Source organism: Methanothrix harundinacea 6Ac (assembly GCF_000235565.1).
Taxonomy (GTDB): domain Archaea; phylum Halobacteriota; class Methanosarcinia; order Methanotrichales; family Methanotrichaceae; genus Methanocrinis; species Methanocrinis harundinaceus.
Genome location: NC_017527.1, coordinates 2,211,059 through 2,231,985 on the forward strand (window position 1 = coordinate 2,211,059; position 20,927 = coordinate 2,231,985).

The following is a 20,927-nucleotide window of genomic DNA, read 5'->3' on the forward strand; positions in this document are numbered from 1 at the left end:
AAAAACTTTATGCCAGCCGGCACCTCCTTTTTTTGTGGACGGATCGCCGACTTTGAGGGTGGACGAGGAGATCGCAAGGCTCGAGAAGGCGGTGGGGACCCTCAGCCCCGTCCAGAAGATGCTCCTGGGGACCGACGGCTCCGTCACCTGCCTTCTGGAGGTGGTCACCGGAAGCCCCGTCGAGATCGAGACCCTCGTCCAGAGGGTGGTGGCCGCCGATGAGGCGACGGCCCGGGAGCTGGAGATCGAGGCCGGCGATGAGGTGAACTACCGGGTGGTGAAGCTGAAGAGCTCCGCCTCGGGGGAGACCCTGATCCACGCCGCCTCCCTCACCCCCATCAAGCGGCTCGAGGACCGGTTCAAGACCGACCTGATGCGGGCGGATATGCCGATCGGTACGATCCTGAAGAGGCACCGGATCGAGTCGAGGCGCGACCTCCTGAGGTTCCGGGCCCTGAAGGAGGCGGCCGATTTGAGAGGGATCTTCGGCGTCCTCTCCAAAGAGCCCCTCCTCTCCAGGGAGTACAAGATCATCCGACATGGGAGGCCCCTGATGGCCATCACCGAGACCTTCCCCTATCACAAGTTCCAGGAGAGGAGGAGGGTGATAGTCCAGACCCCCTCTCGGATCCACATCACCCTCACCGACCTCGCCGGAGACCTGGGGCGCGTCGACGGGGGGGTCGGGATAGCCCTGGAGGAGCCCTCCATCCTGGTGGAGGCGGAGCGGGGCGAGGGCCTCACCGTCCGGGGCGAGGGCGCCGACAGGGCGAGGGCGGCGGCCCTCGGGGCGATGGAGAGCTTCGGCCTCGGCGGCGCCGATATAAGGATCAGGTCCTCCTACCAGCAGCACGTAGGCCTCGGCGGTGGGACCCAGCTCGCCATGGCCGTGGCCAAGGCCCTATGCGAGCTATACGGCCGATCACCTCCGGCCCGGGAGATCGCGAAGGCCGTTGAGAGGGGCGGGACGAGCGGGATAGGGGTCGCCGCCTTCGAGGGGGGAGGGTTCATCGTCGACGGAGGCCACTCCTTCGGCCCGGGAAGGGAGAAGGTGGACTATCGCCCCTCCTCCGCCTCCCCGGGGGTCGCGCCACCGCCGGTGATCATGAGGGCCGAAGTTCCGAGGGACTGGAGGTTTATCCTGGTGATCCCGAATCTGCCGAAGGGCGCCCACGGCCGCCACGAGGCCGACGTCTTCGGGGCCTTCTGTCCCGTCCCGAAGGAGGAGGTGGCAGAGCTCTGCCGCGAGATCCTGGTCAGGATGATGCCGGCGGTCATGACGGGGGAGATCGAGGGCTTCGGGGCGGCTGTGAACAGGATCCAGGCCCTGGGGTTCAAGAGGGTGGAGGTGGAGCTCCAGGACCCGCTCGTCCGAAGGCTGATGGAGGAGATGAGGGAGGCGGGAGCCGCCGGGTCGGGGCTCAGCTCCTTCGGCCCGACGGTCTACGCCGTCGCCGACTCCGGCGTGCGAGAGATCGAGGCGGCGGCGAGGGAGGTCATGGAGGAGAGAGGGGGCGAGGTCGTCGTCACCAGCTCCCAAAACTCCGGCGCGGAGACGAGGATCTGCTGACCTCAGAGCCCCGATTGTACCGATTATTATGGACGGGATGAAAGAGATGGACGAGATTCAAAGGCTTCTTGAACGGCTGAGCAACGCCCACGGGATATCGGGACGGGAGGGATCGATCCAGGAGATCCTCCGGGAGGAGATGGGACACCTCGTCGACGATGTGAGGATCGACAACCTCGGAAACCTCGTCGCCACCAGAAGGGGAAGGCGGCCGTCGGTGATGATCGCAGCCCACATCGACGAGATCGGCCTCATGACCAAGTACGTAGACGAGAAGGGGTTCATCCGGTTCGTCACCATCGGAGGCTGGTTCGACCAGACCCTCCTCAACCAGAGGGTGATCATCCACGCCGATTCCGGGCCGATATGGGGCGTCATCGGGTCGAAGCCCCCCCACGTCATGACCCCCGAAGATCGGAAGAAGCCGATCGAGGTGAAGGATATGTTCGTCGACGCCGGCTGCGAAAGCCAGGAGGAGGCCTTGGGGCTTGGGATCAAGCCCGGAACCCCCATGAGCATCGATCGGACCTTCGCCAGGCTCGCCGGGGACAGGGTGACGGGGAAGGCCTTCGACAACCGCGCCGGTGTGGTCATGATGATCGAGGCCCTCAAGAGGACGAGGACGGAGTCGACGATCTTCGCCGTGGGGACGGTCCAGGAGGAGGTGGGGCTGAAGGGGGCGAGGACCTCCGCCTTCGGCCTCTCTCCCGACGTCGCTCTCGCAACGGACGTCACCATCCCAGGAGACCATCCGGGGATCGACAAGAAGGATTCGCCCCTCGAGATAGGAAAGGGTCCGGTGGTGATCATCGCCGACGCCTCAGGGCGGGGGATCATCACCACCTCGAAGGTCGTATCCTGGCTCGCCGAGACGGCGAAGGAGTTCGAGATCCCCGTCCAGATGGAGGTCTCCGGCGGCGGCACCACCGACGCCACGGCGATCCAGCTCACCCGGGAGGGGATCCATACGGGGGTGATCAGCGTCGCCACCCGTTACATCCACTCCCCCGTCGAGGTCCTGAGCCTGAAGGACGTCGATGCCTGCGCCGAGCTGATCGCCCGGGCCCTGGAGACGGCGGAGAGGTACTTCAAGCCCGATTGATACGGCCACCGATCTCGGCAGAAGGCCGAAGCTCACCTATTTTTCCAAGATCGTATCTCCCAAGAGCCTCATGCCCTGGGGGATGGACCGCCAAAAAGAGGGATGATGATAGCGCCCTCCGCGAGGAGGGCGCCCTTCTGGAGAGCTAGCTGCCGCCTATCAGGCTTATGACCGTATAGGCCAGGAGCGTTCCTACGACTAATACCACCGCGAAAGCTGGAAAAGCGATCCCTGAGGATATCATCTCTACTGCCATCTTCGATCATCTCACTACGAGGACGGGGCAGGATGCCCAATACAGAACTTTCTGGACGACGCTTCCGATGAGGAGCTTGGTGACGCCGCTCTCACCATGGCTTCCCATGACGATCAGATCGACCTCCTCGGTCCTGGCGAGGTCGACGATGGCGTTGGCAGGAGCCCCGGACCTGACCATCGTCTCGACGGCCACACCGGCCTCGTCGGCCATCTTCTTGATATCAGCTACGGCCTTCTCTCCGCTGGCCTGGAGCTTCGCCTCGATCTCCTTCTTGTCCGCGCCCAGCTGCCTGACGGCGCTGGCCACCACGACCTCATTCACTATGTAAACTCCGAGCAGCTTCGCGCCCGTGGCCTTGGCCAGGTCTACGGCGTGCTCTACTGCGACCTTGGACTTGGCGGAGCCGTCTGTAGCAACTAAAATCCGATCATACATCTTATCACACCTCTCAAATCTCCCTACAACCTTCCGCACCTTTTGAGTTTATCCATTACGCCTTTGATATAAATAGGTATCTTTCCGATACCGGCATCAAGAAGCCTTATAAAGGGGATAAATACGCCGCTGCAAGCCCCGGTCATCTCACTATCATCACCGGCGCTGTGGACCAGTTCAGGACCTTCTCGGCGACGCTCCCGATCAGCTTCGAAGATATCCCCCCTTCGCCGTGGCTTCCCATCAGGATCAGGTCGACCCCCTCGATCTCCGCCGTCTCCAGGATCCTGGAGGCGGGGTCCCCCTCCTTTATGATGGGCTCCACCCGGACCCCTGCGGCCTCGCCCATCTTGGTGACCTCCGAGACTACCTTCTCGGCGGAGGCCTTTAGGGCCCGCCTCAGATCCTCCTGACGGAAACCCCTGCCGATCATGGAGGCGATGACCCTGGATATCGCCATCTCGTTTATGACGTAGAGGACGAGGACTTCGGACCCCAGGGACTTCGCGAGCTTGATCCCGGACCTGCTGGAATTCATCGAGGCGGCGGAGCCGTCGGTGGCTATCAGGATCTTCTCGTACATATTATGACACCTATCGGATCTATCCTCATCCCTGGGGCCGCTCCTTCGCCCCCAAGATCCTCACCGCCAGGAGGGCTCCGTTCTCCCCGGCGTCGATCCCGACGCAGGCGACGGGTACCCCCGGCGGCATCTGGGAGATGGCGAGGAGAGCGTCGAGGCCCCCCAGCTTTGCGCTCACCGGAACCCCGATCACCGGCCGATCCGTCCGAGAGGCGATGAAGCCGGGGAGGGCGGCGGAGAGCCCGGCGACGGCTATGAAGACCTTCGCATCCGTCTCCTTTATGTACAGCTCCAGATCCAGGGGGTTTCTGTGGGCCGAGAGAACCCTCTCGTCGTAGTCGACCCCCTTCTCCACCAGGACCCGGAGGACCTTCTCCACCACGGGCCGGTCCGATTTGGACCCCGATATGACGGCGATCTCGGTCATGGCACCCAAACCTTCCGTTTTCTCAGCCTGAGGGGCTCAAACTTAAGGCTAGGGGAGGTTGTTCTCCCCCAGGAGCTCGTGCTGCTTCTCCAGGCTCATCCTGATCAGGATCGCGAAGATCTCCTTCACGGCGCCGGCGTCCAGGCCGAGCTCCGTCGCCATATCGAGGGCGCGCTTCATCACCAGCTTCTCCTGGTTTTTGTCCTCGATTCCGACGCCCAAGGCTCGCTTGGCCTCGAAGATATCCTCCGCCAGCCTCACCCGCTCGTAGATCAGCGCTATTATATCCCGGTCAACTTTTTGGACTTCTGCGCGGAGATCTTCCAGGCTCATCCTCGCCACCCCGGTCCTCTGATTGAGCCCTGGTTGTTAACCTCCGTCCTTATCACCCTTCCGCCCAGATGGAGCCAGGCCGCCTCGACATCGTCGATATTTTCGTCCTCGACGAGGGCGGCGTAGGCGGGGCCCGTCCCCGATAGGCTGGCAGATCTCGCGCCGGAGGCGAGGGCAGCGAATATCGGGTCGGAGGGGAGGCGGAGGGCGCTGCAGTAGACGAGGCCGTTGAGGGTCATCGCCCTGGGATAGTCCCCCGCCAGGGCGAGGTCGAAGATCAGGTCCGCCACCGGGGCGAGAAGCCTCGACCTCCCTACGTCCGTCTCCTTCGAGAAGATCTTCTCCTCCGGGACGAGGAGTAGGACCTCTGACTCCATCTCCTCCCTCTTGAGGAGCTCGAGCCTTCGGTTGTCGGTGACGACGACCCCCCCCAGCATCGAGGCGGAGGCGTCGTCGAAGGCGCCGGTGATGGTGACGCCGGCGTCCCTCGCCGCCGCGACCCCGATCCTCGTCGCCTCCAGGGGGTCGAGATCCTCGCCGAGGGCGTCGAGGGTCGCGAGGACCGCGGCGTTGGCGGCGGCGCTGCTGCTCTTCAGCCCCCGGGCGAGGGGGATATCGCTCCAAGTCCTGACGACGCCCCCGGCGACGACGCCGAACCTCTCCAGGACCCTTTCGACGGACCTAACGATCAGACGGTCGTCGATCCCGGGAACGTCCCCCTTGACCGCCGGGCTCTCGTCCAGGACCACCTCGGCGGAGGTCTTCAGGTCGACTCCGAAGGCCGACCCCTTCCAGTTGGCTACGGCGTTGAGGACTGTGGCGGCGCCGAGGGCCGTCGCCGTTCCCCTCCGCCTCAAGGCAACCCCGCCTCGAGGATCGCCTTCAGCTTCTCGAAGTCCTCGGCCACCTCGGAGCTTCCAGACCGGTGGTACTTCTCGATCAGCTTATCGAGCAGCTCCAGCTCCGATACCGCGGAGCTGAAGGAGGGCTCGTAGCTTCCGAGCAGAAAGAGGGGTATGACGACGGCCCCGCCCCGGGCGGTCTCCTCCGTCAGACCGTTCACCACCACCAGGAAGGTGTAGGCCCGGTAGCCTAGGCCGGCGGCGATGTTCTTGGCGAAGCTTCCGATCTGCTGGATCCTCCGGGTGGAGAGGTTCTTGTAGGCGGCGACGGAGTCCTTGTACTCGACGAACATGAGAGCTTCATCGGTCCAGAGGATGGCGTCGTACTCGACGATGGCGACGGAGTTCTTCATCGCCACCACGTTGAAGAGGACGCCGCGACACCAGGAGAGGTTCAGGTTTATCCTGAAGTCCAGCTCCGTATCCTGGACGGTCCTGGACTTGAGGACGTAAGGGTCACTCCTCAGCTCTATCATGGTGGAGGAGACCCCCTGGGCGGTTAAAGGATTTTCCTCTCCGGCGGTGCAAAGGAATAAGGCAGACCTCAAGAGAACGGACCCGCGGTGAAGTTAATTGACGGATAAAAAAAGGATCGAGCAGCTGGGGGTCAGGATCCCCGAGAGGCTGGAGCCGGTCTACGCGAACCTCATCAAGATCAGCCACGCCGACGACGAGGTCACCCTCACCTTCCTCCACAAGATCCCCGAGACGAATTTGGCCCAGGGGAGGGCGATCGTGACCATAACCCCCCAGCACGCCAAGAGGCTGCTGCGGGCCCTATCCGCGAACCTGAAGAGGTACGAGGCGACCTATGGCGAGATCAAGCTCCCCGAGGACGGCGGCGCTAGGGAGGAGAGCAGCAACGTCGAGGTGGCCTAACTAATAGAATTGATTCCGTCTTGGACCCTCACTCGCTGATCAGCCCTCGACGAAGCTCCGTACCAGGCTGGGGATCGTCCGCGGCCGCGCCCTGGCCAGGGCGATCCCCGCCGAGAGCCCCTTCCTGAAGAACGAGCCTGAGAGGTCGAGGTCTCGCTTCGCCAGGCCCGCAGCCAGCCGGTCTATCTCCTCCTCGGGCATTCTGCCGAGGGTCAAGAGGGACGCCCGGCCCATCCGGTACTCCAGGCCGAACTCGCGGCGCCAACGCCGGACGTAGGGCGAGAGCCCCCGGATCGATACGTCCCCGGCCGCGGCGGCGCCGGCGGCCACCTCCCCGGCCATCGTTCCCGCCCGGATGGCGTAGGCGATCCCGCTCATGCCGGCGGCGGCGCCCGTCGCCATCAGGGAGTCGGCGACGATCTCGCCGGGCAGGGTCGCAATGGCGTCCCCGCCCCGGTTCACCGAGACGATCTTCATATCCGAGACGTCGTAGTCGGCGGACTTGTAACCTTTGAAAAACTCCACGAACCGGTCGAGGAACGGCCGGACGTCCCGGCCGTGACCCCGGACGAAGACTCCCAGGGTCGCCAAATCGCCGCCGCCGGGGGAGAAGGTCGCCTTCCACCCCGGCGAGATCGAGCCGAGGAAGTACTCGAAGCGCCTCTCCTCCCCCAGGCCCGCTAATTCGACGACGGCCTCCGCGGCCCAGGCGACGTCTTCGGGATGCTTCAGCGGACTGAGCCCCTCTTTTCTCGCGATCGCACCATCGACCCCCGAGGCGTCGATGACGACCCGGGCACCGATCTCCCCGGCGTCGGTCTCGACCCGCCGCCCCGAATCCGCCAGGGGGGCGGACCGGGCCACGCCCCGGAGAAGCTCGACCCCCGCCCCCTCGGCCCTGTCAAGGTAGAGGGCATCGAACCTCCCCCGGTCGATGAACCTCCCCGCCGCCGGGATCTCGACGGCGTGGCCTGCGGGGGAGATGATCCGCATCCCTTCGAGGTCGTGGAGGACGTACTCCCGCTCGACCGCGAGGCCCGCCCGGCGGAACATCCCGTCGAAGAAGGTGTTCGCCGGGTGGCCGAAGCTGCCGCCCATGTCTTTGTCGAGGAGGATCACCTCGGCGCCCGCCTTCGCAGAAGATGTGGCGGCCGCGATCCCCGAGGGGGAGGCACCCACCACCAGAACGTCGCAGTTCACGCTTTTCAAGTGGGAGAAGGTGGGTGATGAAGGTTTCCGTTTTGGACAAAGATGGTCAAAGCGCCAGGAGCCTGGCGGCTCCGGGAATGTCGCGCAGGTTCAGGCGGAGGCGAAGAGATCTAGCTCTCGAAAACAAGATGAATCAACGCCCTCAGCAGGAACGAGCCCGACCCGAGAAGGGACGCTCACAGATACCTGGCAAACTCGTCCTCGTCGACCTTTGCAAGCTTCAGCACGCCCTTCAACGTACCCATTTTCAGCTCCCGATGCATGGGCACCACAGTCCCGACCTTTCCGTCGGGCGTCATCTTCGATAGCCGAACGTGACTTCCGGTGCGTCCGCTGATCTCAAAATCGAACTTTTTACAGAGTATCTTGACCGCCGCCTCGCCGGAGACCGTCCTAAGCTTTGACAACGGGAACCACCTCAAAGGTGGTTATGAAAGGTCGTTTTTTCTCTTCCAGAGGAAACTCTTCCAGGTAAAGCTCAGTCGCCTCTTTCAGGTTGTCCACGGCCTCCTCTGGCGTCTTCCCCTGGCTGACCGTCCCCACCTCGGGGCATTGGGCCACGTACATCTCCTCTTCCCTATAGACCACAGCCGTAAACGTCCCCACGTCAGATCACCTTGTCGAATATATGCGACCCATCAGTTAAACCATTCTCCTTTCGAGGAACCTCAACATAGCCGCCTTCTCCCCTTCCCTGGGAATTTCCGCCCAACCGTGGACCGGGTGCGATCCCCGAGGTGGAGGCCCCCACCACCAGAACGTCGCAGTTCACGGATGTTTGGTGGGCGTCAGCCGATGATTAGAGTTTCTGTTTCCGGCCAGAGAAAGGATGTCACTTTCTGCCAGGTCCCGGCTCCTGGGAGGCGAAGTACTCCATCAGCATTCTGTGGACGAAGACGTAGCCTCCGCCGACTTTGCGGAGGAATATCCGCTCAGTGGCGTAGTCGAGGAAAGTGACAAGCCTCCAGGGGAGGAGGCCTTTGCGGTATAGGATGAACCGAAGGGCGAAATGCTGGATTACTGCGAGGCCGCCAAAAATTAGGCCACCAATCACTCCAAAAATTAGTCCATTACCGTTCCACAAAATTATCTCACCAGTAATCCCAAAAATTAATCCAATAATCAGCCCAGTGAATATTGAATTTTTTGCTGACAACATAATGCCTTGATTGGGGATAGCTCTCGTTTTCATATCTGCAAAGCCCAAACCTCCATGGTTCAGACCGATCCACAGCCAAATGATCACACAACTAATTAGTCCCTGTCTTGATCCACCATCCATCCAGCCAATCAGCCCAAAAAAAATCCTCCAATAAGAAAATAGATTAACATCTTTCGTCCCATTTTCCAGGACCAGTTTAACCTTTCGACCGGTATTATCTCACTCAGCTTAGACATCATCCCAACAGCCAACCCAAAAATCAGCCCGCCGATCAATCCACCCCACAGTCCGCCAATCGACCCAATAATCAAAACAACTAATATAAAATATAAATTTTTTAAGTATTGTGTCTCCAACAAGGTCGGCTGCATCCGCTCGATCAAGAACACAGTCTGGCCGTGCTCCGACATCTTTTGGCCCAGCCATGAGAGCCAGTGGATGGTTTTCTCTTTTGTATACCGCTTGGGGTCCGTCCTTCCCGTCCGCTCGAACATCCTGTCAACGTAGGTTTTGAAGAGATGCCTCCGGTGATCTCCGGTGGAACAAAGTGATTGAAGCTCCTCAACCGAGATCCCCTTGTAGGCGAGGGCCATTATGCTCAATATCAGGGGTGTTTTTGCGAACTCCTGAAGTTCCTGATCGTCCTTCAGCGCATCTCGCAACGGTGCCATTTCCGGGCTTAATCTTTCGAGATAGCCATCGATCTGCTCGGGCGTCAGAGGCTGCAGGAGGACCGCACTCTGTAAGTTGAGCCTGCCATCCAGTGCATCGTACTCCTCTTTGCGACAGCAGACGACCAGCGGAACAAAATGCTCTTCGAGAAAGACGTTGATCGCCTCGATGCAGGCCTCCCTTCTTTCCGGTGCGACCTCGTCGAAGCCGTCGAGGAGAAGCAGGAGAGAGTCGTTCTCGACCCAGCGGGCGGCGATCTTCTTCGGGATGTTGTACTTCGCCCTCAGCTCCTCTGTCAGCCAGTCGGCGATCGGCTGCTTCGGGTCGGTCCATGAAGATAGGTTGAAGACGACCGGTATCTTTTCCGAGGGGTCCTCCCCGGCCCGGTCGATCATCTCCCTCGCCAGCTCCAGCAGGGTGGTCGTCTTCCCGGCCCCCGGCTCTCCCAGGATGAGAAGGGACCGGCCGACCCTCTCGAAGACGTCTGAGATCTTCGTTCCCGGCGGAAGCTCGCAGTCCGGCCGGCCCGGAGTCCGCAGGATCACGTCCCAGGGGCGCTCGGCGACGGCGTCTCTTCGCTCCTCCAGGCCAAGCTCGATCCGCGCCTCCTCGTGGAGGGAGTTCTCCAGCACGCCCTTCACCCAGAAGTCTCGAACGCGAGTGAGCATCGCCTGTCGGTTGAATGCGTCGCGGGCAGACCGCTCGTCTTCAGATGTGTATTTCGATAACAGTTTTCTAAGAAGGGCATCGGTGGCGTCGAAGGTGGAGATGATGATGGATAGCCCGGTCAGAAAACCTATCAAAGGTCCAAAAAGCATAGTCGCGGATTGGTACTCGTAGTATCCCCAGATGATCGAAGCAAGACACATCAATAAGCCTATGATGCGCGACATCGCCCGCGGGATTCCTGAGAGCACGCTGACATACGATGTTTTGAAGCCACAAAAGTTTTTCCTTCAGCCTCGATTTTTTACCCAGACAGATGAAAGATGTAAGAGTCTCATCTGCCTCGAAATCGGAGTACAGACTCCGCCAGCATGCAACCCTTTCTGGCCCTCCCGCCTCCAGCGCCGACGGTGCGCCTTCACCGAGACGCCGCACCAAGCTACCTCTCCGGCTCCGCCCCGGATAGCTCCGCCTCCAGCTCCTCGATCGTGGGAAGGTTTCTTTTCATCTCGCCGGCCAGGGCCTTTTCGAGCCTGTAGCTTGAGATGCCCACGGGCTTGTTAAGATCCCGCAGAGCGTACTCGGCTATCACCCTGTTCTTCGTCTTGCAGAGGAGGATCCCGATCGTCGGCCCGTCGTGGTCGGCTTCCCGGATCAGGTCGTCGACCGCCGACAGGTAGAAGTTCAGCTTGCCGACCTGCTCCGGGGCGAAGTCGCCGATCTTCAGCTCGACGACCACGTAGCAGCGGAGCCGGAGGTGGTAGAAGAGGAGATCGATCCGGAAGTCCTGACCGCCCACCTCCAGGGGATGCTCACTCCCGACGAAGGCGAACCCGACCCCAAGCTCGATGAGAAAGTCGCGGAGGTGCGCCAGCAACGATCGGTGAAGGTCGCGCTCCGATGCCCTCTCTCCCAGGCTCAGGAAGTCGAAGCTGTAGGGGTCCTTCAGGATCTCCCGGGCCAGATCGGACTGGGGCGAGGGGAGAGTCCGGTGGAGGTTTGTGACCGCCTTTCCCTGACGGCGGAAGAGGTCGCTCTCGATCTGGTGGACGAGAACGTTCCGGCTCCACCCGTTATTCACCGTCTCGCGAACGTACCACTCCCGTTCGGCCCGATCTTTCAGCTTGTCCAGGATCACACAGTTATGAAACCACGGAATTTGTGCAGCAACCTGCTGCACAAATCCGTCATCTTCCCACGCCTCCGCAAAGGCCCGCATGTACTTGAGGTTCCGGGGAGAGAAGCCCTTCATCTCCGGAAACTCCCGGCGGAGATCGACGGAGAGCCGATCTATCACCTTTGCGCCCCAGCCCTCTTCTCCCTGCCTCCTGAGGATTGACCTTCCTCCTCTGCCAGTAGAGGAGGACAAGCTCTCGATTTACGCAGAGGGCTGCACCGACCTGAGCAGAGCGGATTCGGCCCTTCAGATCGGCAAGCAGTTCCGGATATCCAGGGGGCAGACCTGAAGGAGTTGTATTCGGCCGGGACATACGCTTCTTACCTCAGATCAATCAGCTCATTTCGTCGAAGAGTTTGTTGGCGGGTTTCTCAAACCCCAGCTCATACCAGAGGTTATATACATCTAAAAAGTTTTTCCTCCAATCTATTTTTAGCCCCTGCGAGCAGATCTCCTCTATTCGGTGGAGAGGGCGAAAGAGCTTCATCGAGAACACGAACCACAAGCCCTTTATCGCCCTGGGCCGAAGATCTCCTCTGATGGCCAGGGATCAAAAGGACTACTTCTACCGGAAGGCCAAGGCCGAGGGGTACCGGGCCAGGTCCGCCTTCAAGCTCCAGCAGATCAACCAGAGGTTCCGGCTGATCCGGAGGGGCGACGCCGTCCTGGACCTGGGGGCCGCCCCCGGCGGGTGGCTGCAGGTGGCAAAGGAGATCTCCGGGGGAAGAGTCGTCGGGGTCGACCTCCTCGCGATCGAGCCGATCGATGGCGTCACCACCATCAAGGCCGACATCACCGCCCCGGAGACTCTGGAGCTGATCGTCGAAGCCCTCGGCGGAAAGGCCGACGTCGTCATCTGCGACGCCGCCCCGAACCTCTCGGGGAACTGGACCCTCGACCACGCGCGGTCCATCGACCTCTCCCGGTCCGCCCTCCGGGTCGCCGAATCGGTCCTCAAGCCCGGCGGAAACTTCCTGGTGAAGGTCTTCCAGGGGGACACCTTTTTGGATTACCTATCGGAGGTGAGGGTGCGGTTCCGGCGGGCCCAGTCCCACTCTCCGGCCGCCTCCCGGAAGGAGAGCGCCGAGATGTACGTCGTCGGCCAGGGGTTCTTTATCCCGCCGGTGAAGGCCGGGGACGTTTTGGAGCTTTTGATCGTCGGCGTCGGAAAATCCGGGGACGGGTTTGGCGAGGTGGAGGGGTTCCGGATCTTCGTCCCCGGCTCGGGCGTCGGCGACCGGCTGCGGGTCCGGATCGGCCCCATCAGGTCCGGCCACGCCGTCGGGACGATCGAGGGAAGAGAGGCGGCTTTATGATCGATATGCGGCAGATAAAAGAGGGGCCGCTTTAGAAAACTATTTTTAGATATCCTCTCCACCTCTTGAACGTGACAGTCTTCAGAGCTTATGACGTGCGAGGCGTCTTTGGGACGGAGCTGACCGGGGAGATCGCGAACCGGGTGGGAAAGGCCCTCGGATCCTACCTCGCCAACGGCAGGATCGCCCTCGGGAGGGACACCAGGGTGAGCGGCCCCGCGGTGGAGAGGGCCTTCCTGGATGGCGTCCTATCCACCGGATGCTCCGTCGAGAGGTACGGCGTCCTCCCGATATCGATGATCAGCTTTGAGACCTGGCGTGGGGGCTACAACGCCGCGGCGTACATCTCCGCCTCCCACAACCCCCCCGAGTACAACGGCATCAGGTTCAGGACCAGCGAGGGGTACGGGATGCTCTACCACGAGACGGAGATGATGAACCTCTACGAGAAGGGCACCTTCCTGAAGGGGGACGGCAAGCTGACGGACCGATCCCCCGACGACGCCCTCCGGAGGTACGCCGACTACGTCGAAGGTAAGCTCACCTTCGGCCGGCCCCTCCGGATCGTCCTGGACATGGGAAACGGCGCCGCCTGCGGCACCTTCCCCCTCTACCAGAGGCTGGGCTTCGACTGTCGGGTGACGAACGGCGAGCCCGACGGCCTCTTCCCCGGCCGGGGGCCGGCCCCCACTGAGGAGTCCCTCCGGGACGCGGCGAGGATGGTGGTGGAGACGGAAGCCGATTACGGCGTCGGCTTCGACCCCGACGCCGACCGGGGCCTCGTCATCGACGACCGGGGAAGGATCGTCCCTCCCGAGAAGGTGGCGGTGATCCTGGCGAAGGAGAGGTACGCCCCCGGCGACAAGGTGGTCGCGGGCTTCGACTGCTCCATGATCGTCGAGCGGGAGCTTCTCCCCCTGGGATTCGAGGTGATCCGGGAGAGGGTGGGGGACGTCTTCGTAGCAAACCGGGTCAAGGAGGAGGGGGCAGTCCTCGGCGTCGAGCGGTCCGCCCACTTATTCATCCCGGAGTTCCAGCTCTCCGACGACCCCTTCGCCATGTCCCTCGCCCTCGGCGAGATCGTCTCCCGGGGCGAGCGGCTCTCGGAGCTCGCGGACGCCATCCCCGACTACCCCTACGTCCAGAGGTCCGTCAGGATAGAGGGGTCGGCGGCCGATCTCATGAGGCGGCTCGAGGGTGACCTCGCGCCTCTTGAGCCCGACACCACCGACGGCCTCAAAATCACCACCGAGGATTATACCGTCCTGATCAGGCCCTCCAACACCCAGCCCCTCATCAGGCTCTACGTCGAGACGGCGGGGACGGATGTGGAGGAGCTGGTGAGGCGGTTTATGGGGTTCATAGAGGGGGCCACGAGGTGAAGGATGGTTGGAGAGGCCGACGATCCTGCCGTCGGCCCACGTCCCCGACCACCCGGCGAGAGAAAGAGCTGATTTGAGTTGACCCAAAACGACGTCTGCATCCTGATACCGACCCTCAACGAGGAGGACGCCATCGCCGGGGTGATCGGCGAGTTCAAGAGGATGGGCTTCGACGACCTCCTCGTCATCGACGGCCACAGCCAGGATCGGACCCGAGAGCGGGCCGAGGAGGCGGGCGCCCGGGTCGTCGTCCAGAGGGGTAGGGGCAAGGGCCAGGCCCTCAAGGAGGCCTTCAGCCTCATCGAGGCCGAGCAGATCGTCATGATCGACGGGGACGGGACCTACCTCCCTGGCGAGGTCGGCCACCTCCTCGAACCGGTCCTCGCGGGAAAGGCCGACCACGTCATGGGAAATCGGTTCGGAAACCTGGAGCCTGGGGCCCTAACCCGCCTCAACTCGGCGGGAAACCGGCTGATAAACTTCTTCTTCCGGCTGATCTACGACGTCCCCCTGAGCGACATCCTGACGGGGTACCGGGCCTTCACTCGGGAAGGGGTTCGGAGGCTCGACCTCACCATGGAGGGCTTTGAGATCGAGACGGAGATGACCGTCGACAGCGTCAAGAAGGGGCTCGCCATCGCCGAGGTCCCCATAACCTACCGGCCTCGGGCGACCGGAACGAAGACGAAGCTCAACCCCCTCATGGACGGGGCGAGGATCGTCGCCACCATCTATCGAATGGCCAAAACCCACAACCCCCTCTTCTACTTCGGCCTGATGGGTTCCTTCTTCGGCACGGCGGGATTCATCCTCGGACTCTACGTCCTCAGGGAATGGATCACCACCCGGACAGAGCACATTCCGCTGACGATCCTGACCGCCCTTCTGATCATCGTCGGCTTCCAGCTCTTCTTCATGGGGATCCTCGGCGACGCCGTCGCCTCGATGCACCGGGAGGCCCTCCGGGAGATCTACAGGAACCGGAAGGAGAGATGACGGCTCATCAGATCAGATCCCTCACCCGATCGTAGCTGAAGATCGGCCCGTCGGTGCAGACGTGGTAGGGTCCCATGGTGCAGTGCTCGCACTTGCCGACCCCGCACTTCATGTGCCGCTCCAGGGAGATGTATATCTCCTGCTCAATAAATCCCCGGTCCAGGAGGTCCTTCGCCACGGCCCGGATCATCATCGGCGGACCGCAGAGGGCGGCGGCGCCGGGGGCGGGGTCGATCTCTGATAGGAGCGACGTCACCAGGCCGACGTTCCCCTTCCAGCTCGCGTCCATCATGTCCACGGTGATCCCCACCTCGATATCCGCCGCCTGCCAGCTCCCATACTCGCTGGTGAAGTAGAGGTCCTGGGGGGTCCTCGCCCCGTAGACGACGGTCACCTCGCGGTAGTCGTCGCGGTGGTCGGCGATGTAGTTGATGAGGGACCGCAAGGTGGCGAAGCCCGAGCCGCCTCCGGCGATGGCGACGTTTCTATCCTTCATTTGCGCGACGGGAAAGCCGTTTCCGAAGGGTCCCCGGATCCCCAGGACGTCCCCGACCCGGGCGGCCATCATCCCCTGGGTGATCCTCCCCGCCTCCCGGACACATATCTGCAACGGCTCCCGGGTGGGGGAGGAAGCGATGGATATGGGGCACTCCCCCAGGCCGAAGACGGAGACCATCAGAAACTGGCCGGGGGAGTAGTCGATCTCCACCGTCTCGTCCTCATCGTCGATGGGCCTGAGGGAGAGGAGGTAGGTGTTCGTCGACTCGACGTCGATGTCGACGACCTCGGCCTGGAGGGGGACGTAGCCCTCGCCCCCCCGGCGGGCTCTGCCGTCTGCCCTCCGGCCAGTCCCCCTCATCGGGGCCCCTCCATCAGAAGGGACCAGCGGTCGACGTCGCTGAGGCAGACCCTTGAGCACCTGCCGCAACCGACGCAGCCGAAGAGCCCCGTCTTCTCCGGGATGTAGACGAACTTGTCCAGGTACCAGTGGCGGAGCCGCTCGCCGAGGCTCGGCCGCGGGTTTGCGCCGCTCGTCATCCTCGAGAAGCCGGCGAGGGTGCAGGAGTCCCGGCACCTCAGCCTCTCGCCGTCGGGGACCCCCTGGTCGATGACGGTGAAGCAGTGGCAGACGGGGCAGACGAGGGAGCATCCGCCGCAGGAAAGACACCTGCTACCCGCCACCTCCCAGTCCGTCTCCTCGATCGCTCTTTTGAGGACCTCAGGGCTGAGGGCCGGCCTCCTCCCCCGGAGCTCCTCCTCCGCCCCGGCGAGGAGCCTCTCCTTCTCCAGGAGGTCCTCGGGGAGGGGCTCCTCGAAGTGGCACCGATGAGCCTGGAGGATGAAGACCCCGGCGGGGGAGCCCGCCTCCACCAGGTAGCCTCGCTCCAGATTCGTCAAGAGGAGGTCGTACCCGCCGACGGCGGCGGGCCCCGACCCGAGGGATGCGCAGAAGCACCGCTCGCCGGGGGTGGTGCAGTTCAAGACGACGACGACCGTAGACCTCCTCCTGGCGAGGTAGGGGTGGTCAGGGATGTCGGCGCCGAAGAGCCGGTCCAAGACCTCCAGGGCCCGGAGGTCGCAGGGCCTCATCCCGAAGATCAGCCTCGCCTTCGGCGGCTCCTCGGCGAAGGTGTACCTCCCGCTGTACTGGACGTACCTGAAGAGGACCTCCCTCTTCGGGAGGAAGAACTCCACTGGGGAGTTGAGGGGGTTATCGGCCTTTAGGGCCGGCTCCTCCCCCCTCCAGGTGGCGAAGACCGCCGAGCCGTCGACCAGGATCGGCGCCACCACCTCCAGGGTCTCTGCCAGATCCCGGAGGAGGGGGACGAGCCCCTCGCGGCGGAGGAGGGAGGCGGTCAACCCTCCAGCCTCCTGATCCGGACGGGGGTCCGTTTGAACTCCGGTATCTTGGATCTCGGGTCGAGGTCCGCGGCCGTCAGAAGGTTCGCCGGAGCCTCGGCGAAGTGGAAGGGAAAAAAGACCGTCCCGGGGGGGACCGAGTCCGTCGTCCGGGCCTCGACCTCCAGGCTTCCTGACGCCGACTCCACCACCACCCCCCCCCCAGACCGGACCCCCAGGGCCGCCGCATCCTCGGGGTTCATCTCGACGGCCGGCTTCGGGAGTTCCCGGTCGAGGAGGGGGGTCCTCCTCGTCATGCTCCCGGTGTGGAAGTGAAAGAGGCTCCGGCCGGTCGTCAGGAGGAGGGGGTACTCGGGGTCTGAACCCGCCGCCAGAAGATCCACCGGGAAGAACCGGGCCCGGCCGATGGGAAAGGACTCTTTATGGAGGATCTCGGTCCCCGGATGGTCGGGATCGGGGCAGGGCCAGGAAAGCCCCGCCGTCCCGAGCCTAGGGTAGCTGATCCCGCCGTAGGAGGGGGTCACCGAGGCTATCTCGGCCATCACCTCCTCCGGGGAGGCGTACTCTGCGGGGACTCCAAGCCGCCTCAGGAGGGCAGCCGCCACCTCCACCTCCGGCCTCGCCTCCCCCGGGGGCGGGACCGCGCGCCTCACCCGCTGGACCCGCCGCTCAGTGGAGGTGAAGGTCCCGTCCTTCTCCGCGAAGGAGGCGGCGGGGAGGACGACGTCGGCGAGGGCCGTCGTCTCGGTGGGGAAGATCTCGGCGACGGCTAAAAACTCCAGGGATTCGAGGGCCCGCCCCACCAGCCCCCGGTCGGGGTAGCTCATCATCGGGTTCTCGCCGGAGATGAAGAGCCCCTTCAAACGACCCTCCTTTGCCGCCTCCATCATCTCGACGGCGGTGAGCCCCGGCGCCGGGGGGAGGTCCGTCCCCCAGGCCGCCTCCATCCTCCCTCGGGCGGCGGGGTCCTCCACCTTCTGGTAGCCGGAGTAGACGTTCGGGAGCGCCCCCATGTCGCAGGCCCCCTGGACGTTCTGGTGGCCCCGGAGGGGGCAGATCCCCGTCCCCTCCCTCCCGAGGTTTCCGGTGGCGAGGACGAGGTTCGCGAGGGCGAGGACGTTCTCGGTCCCGTTGGAGTGCTGGGTCGTCCCCATGGCGTAGACGACCGCCGCCCTGGGGGCCTCGCCGAAGGCAGCTGCCGCCGCCTCGAGGTCTCGGGGGGGTATCCCCGAGATCTTCTCCACCACCTCGGGGGTGTATTTGGAGACGGAATCCTTCAGGGCGTCAAATCCTGCGGTCCTCTCCCTGATGAACTCCTCATCGGCGAGACCCCCCTCGAGGATCAGGTTCAGAAGGCCGTTGATCCAGGCGACATCGGTTCCGAGCCTCGGCGCCAGGCGGTGGTCGGCGAGGCTGGCGATCTGGGTCCTCCTCGGATCGGCGACGATGAGGGCGGCTCCCCGGGACTGGGCCTCCAGGATGGTGGCGGCGACGAGGGGGTGCTGCTCGGTGGTGTTCGAGCCGGTGACGAGGATGGCGTCGGAGGAGAGGAGGCCCCTTATGGGGTTGGTCATCGCCCCGCTCCCCAGGGCGGCCCCCAGCCCCGCCACCGAGGGGGCGTGGCAGAGCCGGGCGACGTGGTCGACGTTGTTCGTCCTGAGGCCGGCCCGGGCGAGCTTTGCGAAGAGGTAGTTCTCCTCGTTCGTCCCCTTCGCCGAGGTGAGGACCCCGACGGCCCCGGGGCCCGCCTCCTCCCTGATCTCCTTCAGCCGCTCGGCCGTCGCCGTGAGGGCCTCCTCCCAGGAGGATCGGACCATCCTCCCGCCGCGCCGGATCAGGGGGGCCCTCAGCCGGTCTGGATGGTGGACGAAGTCGGCGGCGAGCCAGCCCTTGACGCAGAGCCTCCCCCTGGAGATGGGGTGGGCGGGGTTTGGGGAGACGCCGACGGCCCTGCCGTCCTCGACGTGGATGAAGAGGCCGCAGCCGCAGCCGCAGTAGACGCAGGTGGTGGCGATCATCTCCAAGGCGGACCTCTCCGAGGTCGACTTGACCTGAGAGGTATTATCTGTTTGGGTGGCGCCCCCCAGGCTTCAAAAATGTGAAATAGGCCGATGGATCTAATACCCAGCCATGATCGGAAGTGTGCCCGCCGATGCCCGCCGTCTTGGTGGCAATGCTGGAGTACGAGGCCCAGCCAGGTGGAGGGTTTTGATGATGGGAACCTGGGGGATCCTCGCCCTCCTCATCGCCTCGGGGACGGGGGCCTCCGGGGGGCTGGTCACCTTGCGCCTCGACGACGGGACGGCGGAGAACGGCTTTCGGATGGGCGGCGACCTCGGCCACGCCGTCGTCTTCGAGCCCCCAGCCGGAGAGTGGACGATAAAGTCTGTCGGGGTATATGGGAAGCTAGAGCCGAACAGGACCTCCGACCTCTTCGTCCTGGAGATCTGGGACGGTGACCTGAACGCCGTCTCGAAGGTGACGGAGAGGGCCGACTCCTACTTCGGGGAGGAGTTCGGCTGGGCTGTGGTGGACCTCCCCGACGTCCAGGTCTCCGGCCCCTTCCTGGTCGCCCTCTACGAGTTCGGCGGGGTCTTCGTGGGCACCGACCTCGGTCCCGCCACGAATAAGTCGCTATTGACGGCGAGAAACCCCAACCGCATCCTCCGGTGGGAGCTGGAGGGGAGCCCCCAGAACGAGACCGAATGGATGATCCGGGCCCTCGGGTCCTCCCCCGCCCCGGAGGTGGTGAGCCTGAAGGTCCTCTCCGGAGGCGCAAGCCCGAGGAGCCCCGCCGGTATGGAGGTGGAGCTCTCCGACCCCGACGAGAACCTCCGGAGGGCGACCCTCTACCTCGCCGATGACGAATCGGGAGAGGTAGTATGGTCTGACTTCCGAGAGCTGGAGGGGGGGGAGGCGACGGCGGAGTTCTCCTGGCCGGGGACGGCCTTCCAGGTTTCAGACCCCAACGGAACCGTCTATCCCGTCCTGCCGTCGGTGGTGGAGGGGGTGAGAGAAGAGCTCCAGCCGATCCTGGCCCGATCTCTCCCTTGCGTCCTCCTCCTCGATTTCGGCGAGACCCAGGTTCCCGCCTACGCCTACTTCGGCGAGGACGGAAAGCTCAACGCCCTGATAGACCAGTCCGGCTCCGTCCACTACGCATCCCGGCAGGTCCTCAACGCCACCGCCCCGGGGGCGGACTACGTCGGGTACGTGGCGAAGAACGTCACCGCCTCCCGGGGCGATACCGCCGTAGCCTTCTACAAGGTGATCGCCGAACCCGGCTTTGAGACCCTTTCGACGGAATTTCACGAGCTTTTGATCCTCAGCCGGTCTCCCCTCTTCAACTACAGGGTCGTCCTCGAAGAGGTGGAGGCGATGGCCGGGGTGTACGTCCCAATCGTCCTGGCAGAGGACGAGGCCTACAACGCCGTCTGGTTCACCGGGCCGGCAGAAGTGAGAATCATTTGAACTGTAAATCCGATTTCGCCAGCCTTGGGCAACATATATTTTTTGATTATCATCGGTCTACGCCCTCCGAAGCTATGGCGGATATCTAATTCCAGCGGCTCTTGAAGGAGAGAAATATTTATATTCTTCTAATAAGAAGATATCATATGATAGAGGAGGAGATCTCTCTGCATATATTACGTTATTTGATCCCATCCATGACTTTCCTTCTGATATTCCAGGGAGCCTCTGCCATCGACATGTACTTCTCGGCGAGGGATGGCAGCAGGACCGTCGGGGTGGTCGAATCTTACGACGTCGACGAGAGGATCGGGGTCAGCAGCAGCGCCTCGGCGAGCTTCGACGGCGAATTTCGAATCGCCGAGAAGAACTGCCTCTGGGTCTCGGGGAACTCCTCCCCGGATACCGGCATCAACAACCCTTGGAGGGTTCTGCCGCGGATGCCGCAGAGGCTATCGCCCCAAATCCCTATTTATTTTAAATAATTATTTTTTAGTATGTTCAGATAAGGTCTATATATCTCCTT

At 63.2% G+C, this 20,927-nt stretch carries 22 protein-coding genes and 1 pseudogene; 8 read left to right on the forward strand and 15 right to left on the reverse strand.

Annotation, left to right across the window (positions count from 1 at the left end; translation table 11 throughout):
• Nucleotides 1-34 precede the first annotated feature (34 nt).
• Together MHAR_RS10435 and MHAR_RS10440 are read left to right on the forward strand one after the other, a co-directional pair.
• Nucleotides 35-1,570: a beta-ribofuranosylaminobenzene 5'-phosphate synthase gene (locus tag MHAR_RS10435; protein ID WP_228369552.1), complete on the forward strand. Its 1,536-nt coding sequence runs from the start codon at nt 35-37 to the stop codon at nt 1,568-1,570.
• A 46-nt stretch (nt 1,571-1,616) separates the two neighbouring features.
• Nucleotides 1,617-2,672, forward strand: coding sequence for a M42 family metallopeptidase (locus MHAR_RS10440; RefSeq protein WP_143763397.1), 1,056 nt, complete (start codon nt 1,617-1,619; stop codon nt 2,670-2,672).
• A 262-nt stretch (nt 2,673-2,934) separates the two neighbouring features.
• Here the strand turns inward: MHAR_RS10440 and MHAR_RS10445 are convergent, their stop codons facing one another.
• From MHAR_RS10445 to MHAR_RS10470, 6 genes are all read right to left on the reverse strand, one after another.
• Nucleotides 2,935-3,405, reverse strand: a complete 471-nt coding sequence (locus tag MHAR_RS10445) for a universal stress protein (protein ID WP_228369553.1) — start codon at nt 3,403-3,405, stop codon at nt 2,935-2,937.
• A gap of 103 nt (nt 3,406-3,508) precedes the next feature.
• Nucleotides 3,509-3,949, reverse strand: a complete 441-nt coding sequence (locus MHAR_RS10450) for a universal stress protein (protein WP_014587581.1) — start codon at nt 3,947-3,949, stop codon at nt 3,509-3,511.
• A gap of 25 nt (nt 3,950-3,974) precedes the next feature.
• A complete protein-coding gene (locus MHAR_RS10455) occupies nt 3,975-4,376 on the reverse strand; it encodes a 5-(carboxyamino)imidazole ribonucleotide mutase (protein WP_014587582.1) in 402 nt (133 codons plus the stop codon).
• A 48-nt stretch (nt 4,377-4,424) separates the two neighbouring features.
• Nucleotides 4,425-4,709 carry a chorismate mutase gene (locus MHAR_RS10460; RefSeq protein WP_048145061.1) on the reverse strand — a complete coding sequence of 95 codons (285 nt, stop codon included), beginning with the start codon at nt 4,707-4,709 and terminating at the stop codon, nt 4,425-4,427.
• Nucleotides 4,706-5,566: a shikimate kinase gene (locus MHAR_RS10465; RefSeq protein WP_014587584.1), complete on the reverse strand. Its 861-nt coding sequence runs from the start codon at nt 5,564-5,566 to the stop codon at nt 4,706-4,708. The genes MHAR_RS10460 and MHAR_RS10465 overlap by 4 nt, the downstream gene beginning before the upstream one ends.
• On the reverse strand, nt 5,563-6,087 hold the full coding sequence (locus MHAR_RS10470; RefSeq protein ID WP_048144622.1) for a hypothetical protein: 525 nt from the start codon (nt 6,085-6,087) through the stop codon (nt 5,563-5,565). The genes MHAR_RS10465 and MHAR_RS10470 overlap by 4 nt, the downstream gene beginning before the upstream one ends.
• A gap of 97 nt (nt 6,088-6,184) precedes the next feature.
• Between MHAR_RS10470 and MHAR_RS10475 the strand changes: the two genes are divergently transcribed.
• Nucleotides 6,185-6,490 carry a DUF3467 domain-containing protein gene (locus tag MHAR_RS10475; protein ID WP_014587586.1) on the forward strand — a complete coding sequence of 102 codons (306 nt, stop codon included), beginning with the start codon at nt 6,185-6,187 and terminating at the stop codon, nt 6,488-6,490.
• A 39-nt stretch (nt 6,491-6,529) separates the two neighbouring features.
• Here MHAR_RS10475 and MHAR_RS10480 read toward each other — a convergent pair whose 3' ends face one another.
• The 6 genes and pseudogenes from MHAR_RS10480 to MHAR_RS10505 all read right to left on the reverse strand — a co-directional run bounded on the left by MHAR_RS10480 (nt 6,530) and on the right by MHAR_RS10505 (nt 11,689).
• Entirely contained in the window at nt 6,530-7,690 is a 1,161-nt protein-coding gene (locus MHAR_RS10480) for an FAD-dependent oxidoreductase (protein ID WP_014587587.1), read from the reverse strand.
• A gap of 185 nt (nt 7,691-7,875) precedes the next feature.
• The gene (locus tag MHAR_RS10485; RefSeq protein ID WP_014587588.1) at nt 7,876-8,106 is read right to left on the reverse strand and encodes a type II toxin-antitoxin system HicA family toxin; all 231 of its coding nucleotides are present in this window, start codon (nt 8,104-8,106) and stop codon (nt 7,876-7,878) included.
• The gene (locus tag MHAR_RS10490; RefSeq protein ID WP_048144623.1) at nt 8,093-8,305 is read right to left on the reverse strand and encodes a type II toxin-antitoxin system HicB family antitoxin; all 213 of its coding nucleotides are present in this window, start codon (nt 8,303-8,305) and stop codon (nt 8,093-8,095) included. The genes MHAR_RS10485 and MHAR_RS10490 overlap by 14 nt, the downstream gene beginning before the upstream one ends.
• A gap of 226 nt (nt 8,306-8,531) precedes the next feature.
• Nucleotides 8,532-8,906: a hypothetical protein gene (locus MHAR_RS10495; RefSeq protein WP_143763398.1), complete on the reverse strand. Its 375-nt coding sequence runs from the start codon at nt 8,904-8,906 to the stop codon at nt 8,532-8,534.
• 83 nt (nt 8,907-8,989) lie between these two features.
• The gene (locus tag MHAR_RS10500; RefSeq protein WP_052301026.1) at nt 8,990-10,450 is read right to left on the reverse strand and encodes an NACHT domain-containing protein; all 1,461 of its coding nucleotides are present in this window, start codon (nt 10,448-10,450) and stop codon (nt 8,990-8,992) included.
• A gap of 188 nt (nt 10,451-10,638) precedes the next feature.
• Nucleotides 10,639-11,689: pseudogene (locus tag MHAR_RS10505) on the reverse strand (PDDEXK nuclease domain-containing protein).
• A gap of 226 nt (nt 11,690-11,915) precedes the next feature.
• Between MHAR_RS10505 and MHAR_RS10510 the strand changes: the two are divergent.
• From MHAR_RS10510 to aglJ, 3 genes are all read left to right on the forward strand, one after another.
• Nucleotides 11,916-12,692, forward strand: a complete 777-nt coding sequence (locus MHAR_RS10510) for a 23S rRNA (uridine(2552)-2'-O)-methyltransferase (protein ID WP_014587593.1) — start codon at nt 11,916-11,918, stop codon at nt 12,690-12,692.
• Nucleotides 12,693-12,763: 71 nt separating this feature from the next.
• Nucleotides 12,764-14,074 (forward strand): phosphoglucomutase, encoded by a 1,311-nt coding sequence (locus MHAR_RS10515; RefSeq protein ID WP_228369555.1) that lies wholly within the window; start codon nt 12,764-12,766, stop codon nt 14,072-14,074.
• A gap of 78 nt (nt 14,075-14,152) precedes the next feature.
• Nucleotides 14,153-15,070, forward strand: coding sequence for an S-layer glycoprotein N-glycosyltransferase AglJ (gene aglJ / locus MHAR_RS10520; protein WP_014587595.1), 918 nt, complete (start codon nt 14,153-14,155; stop codon nt 15,068-15,070).
• Nucleotides 15,071-15,077: 7 nt separating this feature from the next.
• Here the strand turns inward: aglJ and MHAR_RS10525 are convergent, their stop codons facing one another.
• The 3 genes from MHAR_RS10525 to fdhF are packed head-to-tail and all read right to left on the reverse strand — an operon-like array spanning nt 15,078 to nt 18,948.
• The gene (locus MHAR_RS10525) at nt 15,078-15,929 is read right to left on the reverse strand and encodes an FAD/NAD(P)-binding protein (protein WP_014587596.1); all 852 of its coding nucleotides are present in this window, start codon (nt 15,927-15,929) and stop codon (nt 15,078-15,080) included.
• Nucleotides 15,926-16,930 carry a 4Fe-4S dicluster domain-containing protein gene (locus MHAR_RS10530; protein ID WP_014587597.1) on the reverse strand — a complete coding sequence of 335 codons (1,005 nt, stop codon included), beginning with the start codon at nt 16,928-16,930 and terminating at the stop codon, nt 15,926-15,928. The genes MHAR_RS10525 and MHAR_RS10530 overlap by 4 nt, the downstream gene beginning before the upstream one ends.
• Nucleotides 16,927-18,948 (reverse strand): formate dehydrogenase subunit alpha, encoded by a 2,022-nt coding sequence (fdhF, locus tag MHAR_RS10535; RefSeq protein WP_228369656.1) that lies wholly within the window; start codon nt 18,946-18,948, stop codon nt 16,927-16,929. The genes MHAR_RS10530 and fdhF overlap by 4 nt, the downstream gene beginning before the upstream one ends.
• A 193-nt stretch (nt 18,949-19,141) precedes the next feature.
• On the opposite strand from fdhF, the gene MHAR_RS10540 reads away from it, so the two are divergent.
• The gene (locus MHAR_RS10540) at nt 19,142-20,401 is read left to right on the forward strand and encodes a hypothetical protein (protein ID WP_014587599.1); all 1,260 of its coding nucleotides are present in this window, start codon (nt 19,142-19,144) and stop codon (nt 20,399-20,401) included.
• Between the two features lie 197 nt (nt 20,402-20,598).
• Nucleotides 20,599-20,886, forward strand: coding sequence for a hypothetical protein (locus MHAR_RS10545; RefSeq protein WP_143763399.1), 288 nt, complete (start codon nt 20,599-20,601; stop codon nt 20,884-20,886).
• The last annotated feature ends 41 nt before the right edge of the window (nt 20,887-20,927 follow it).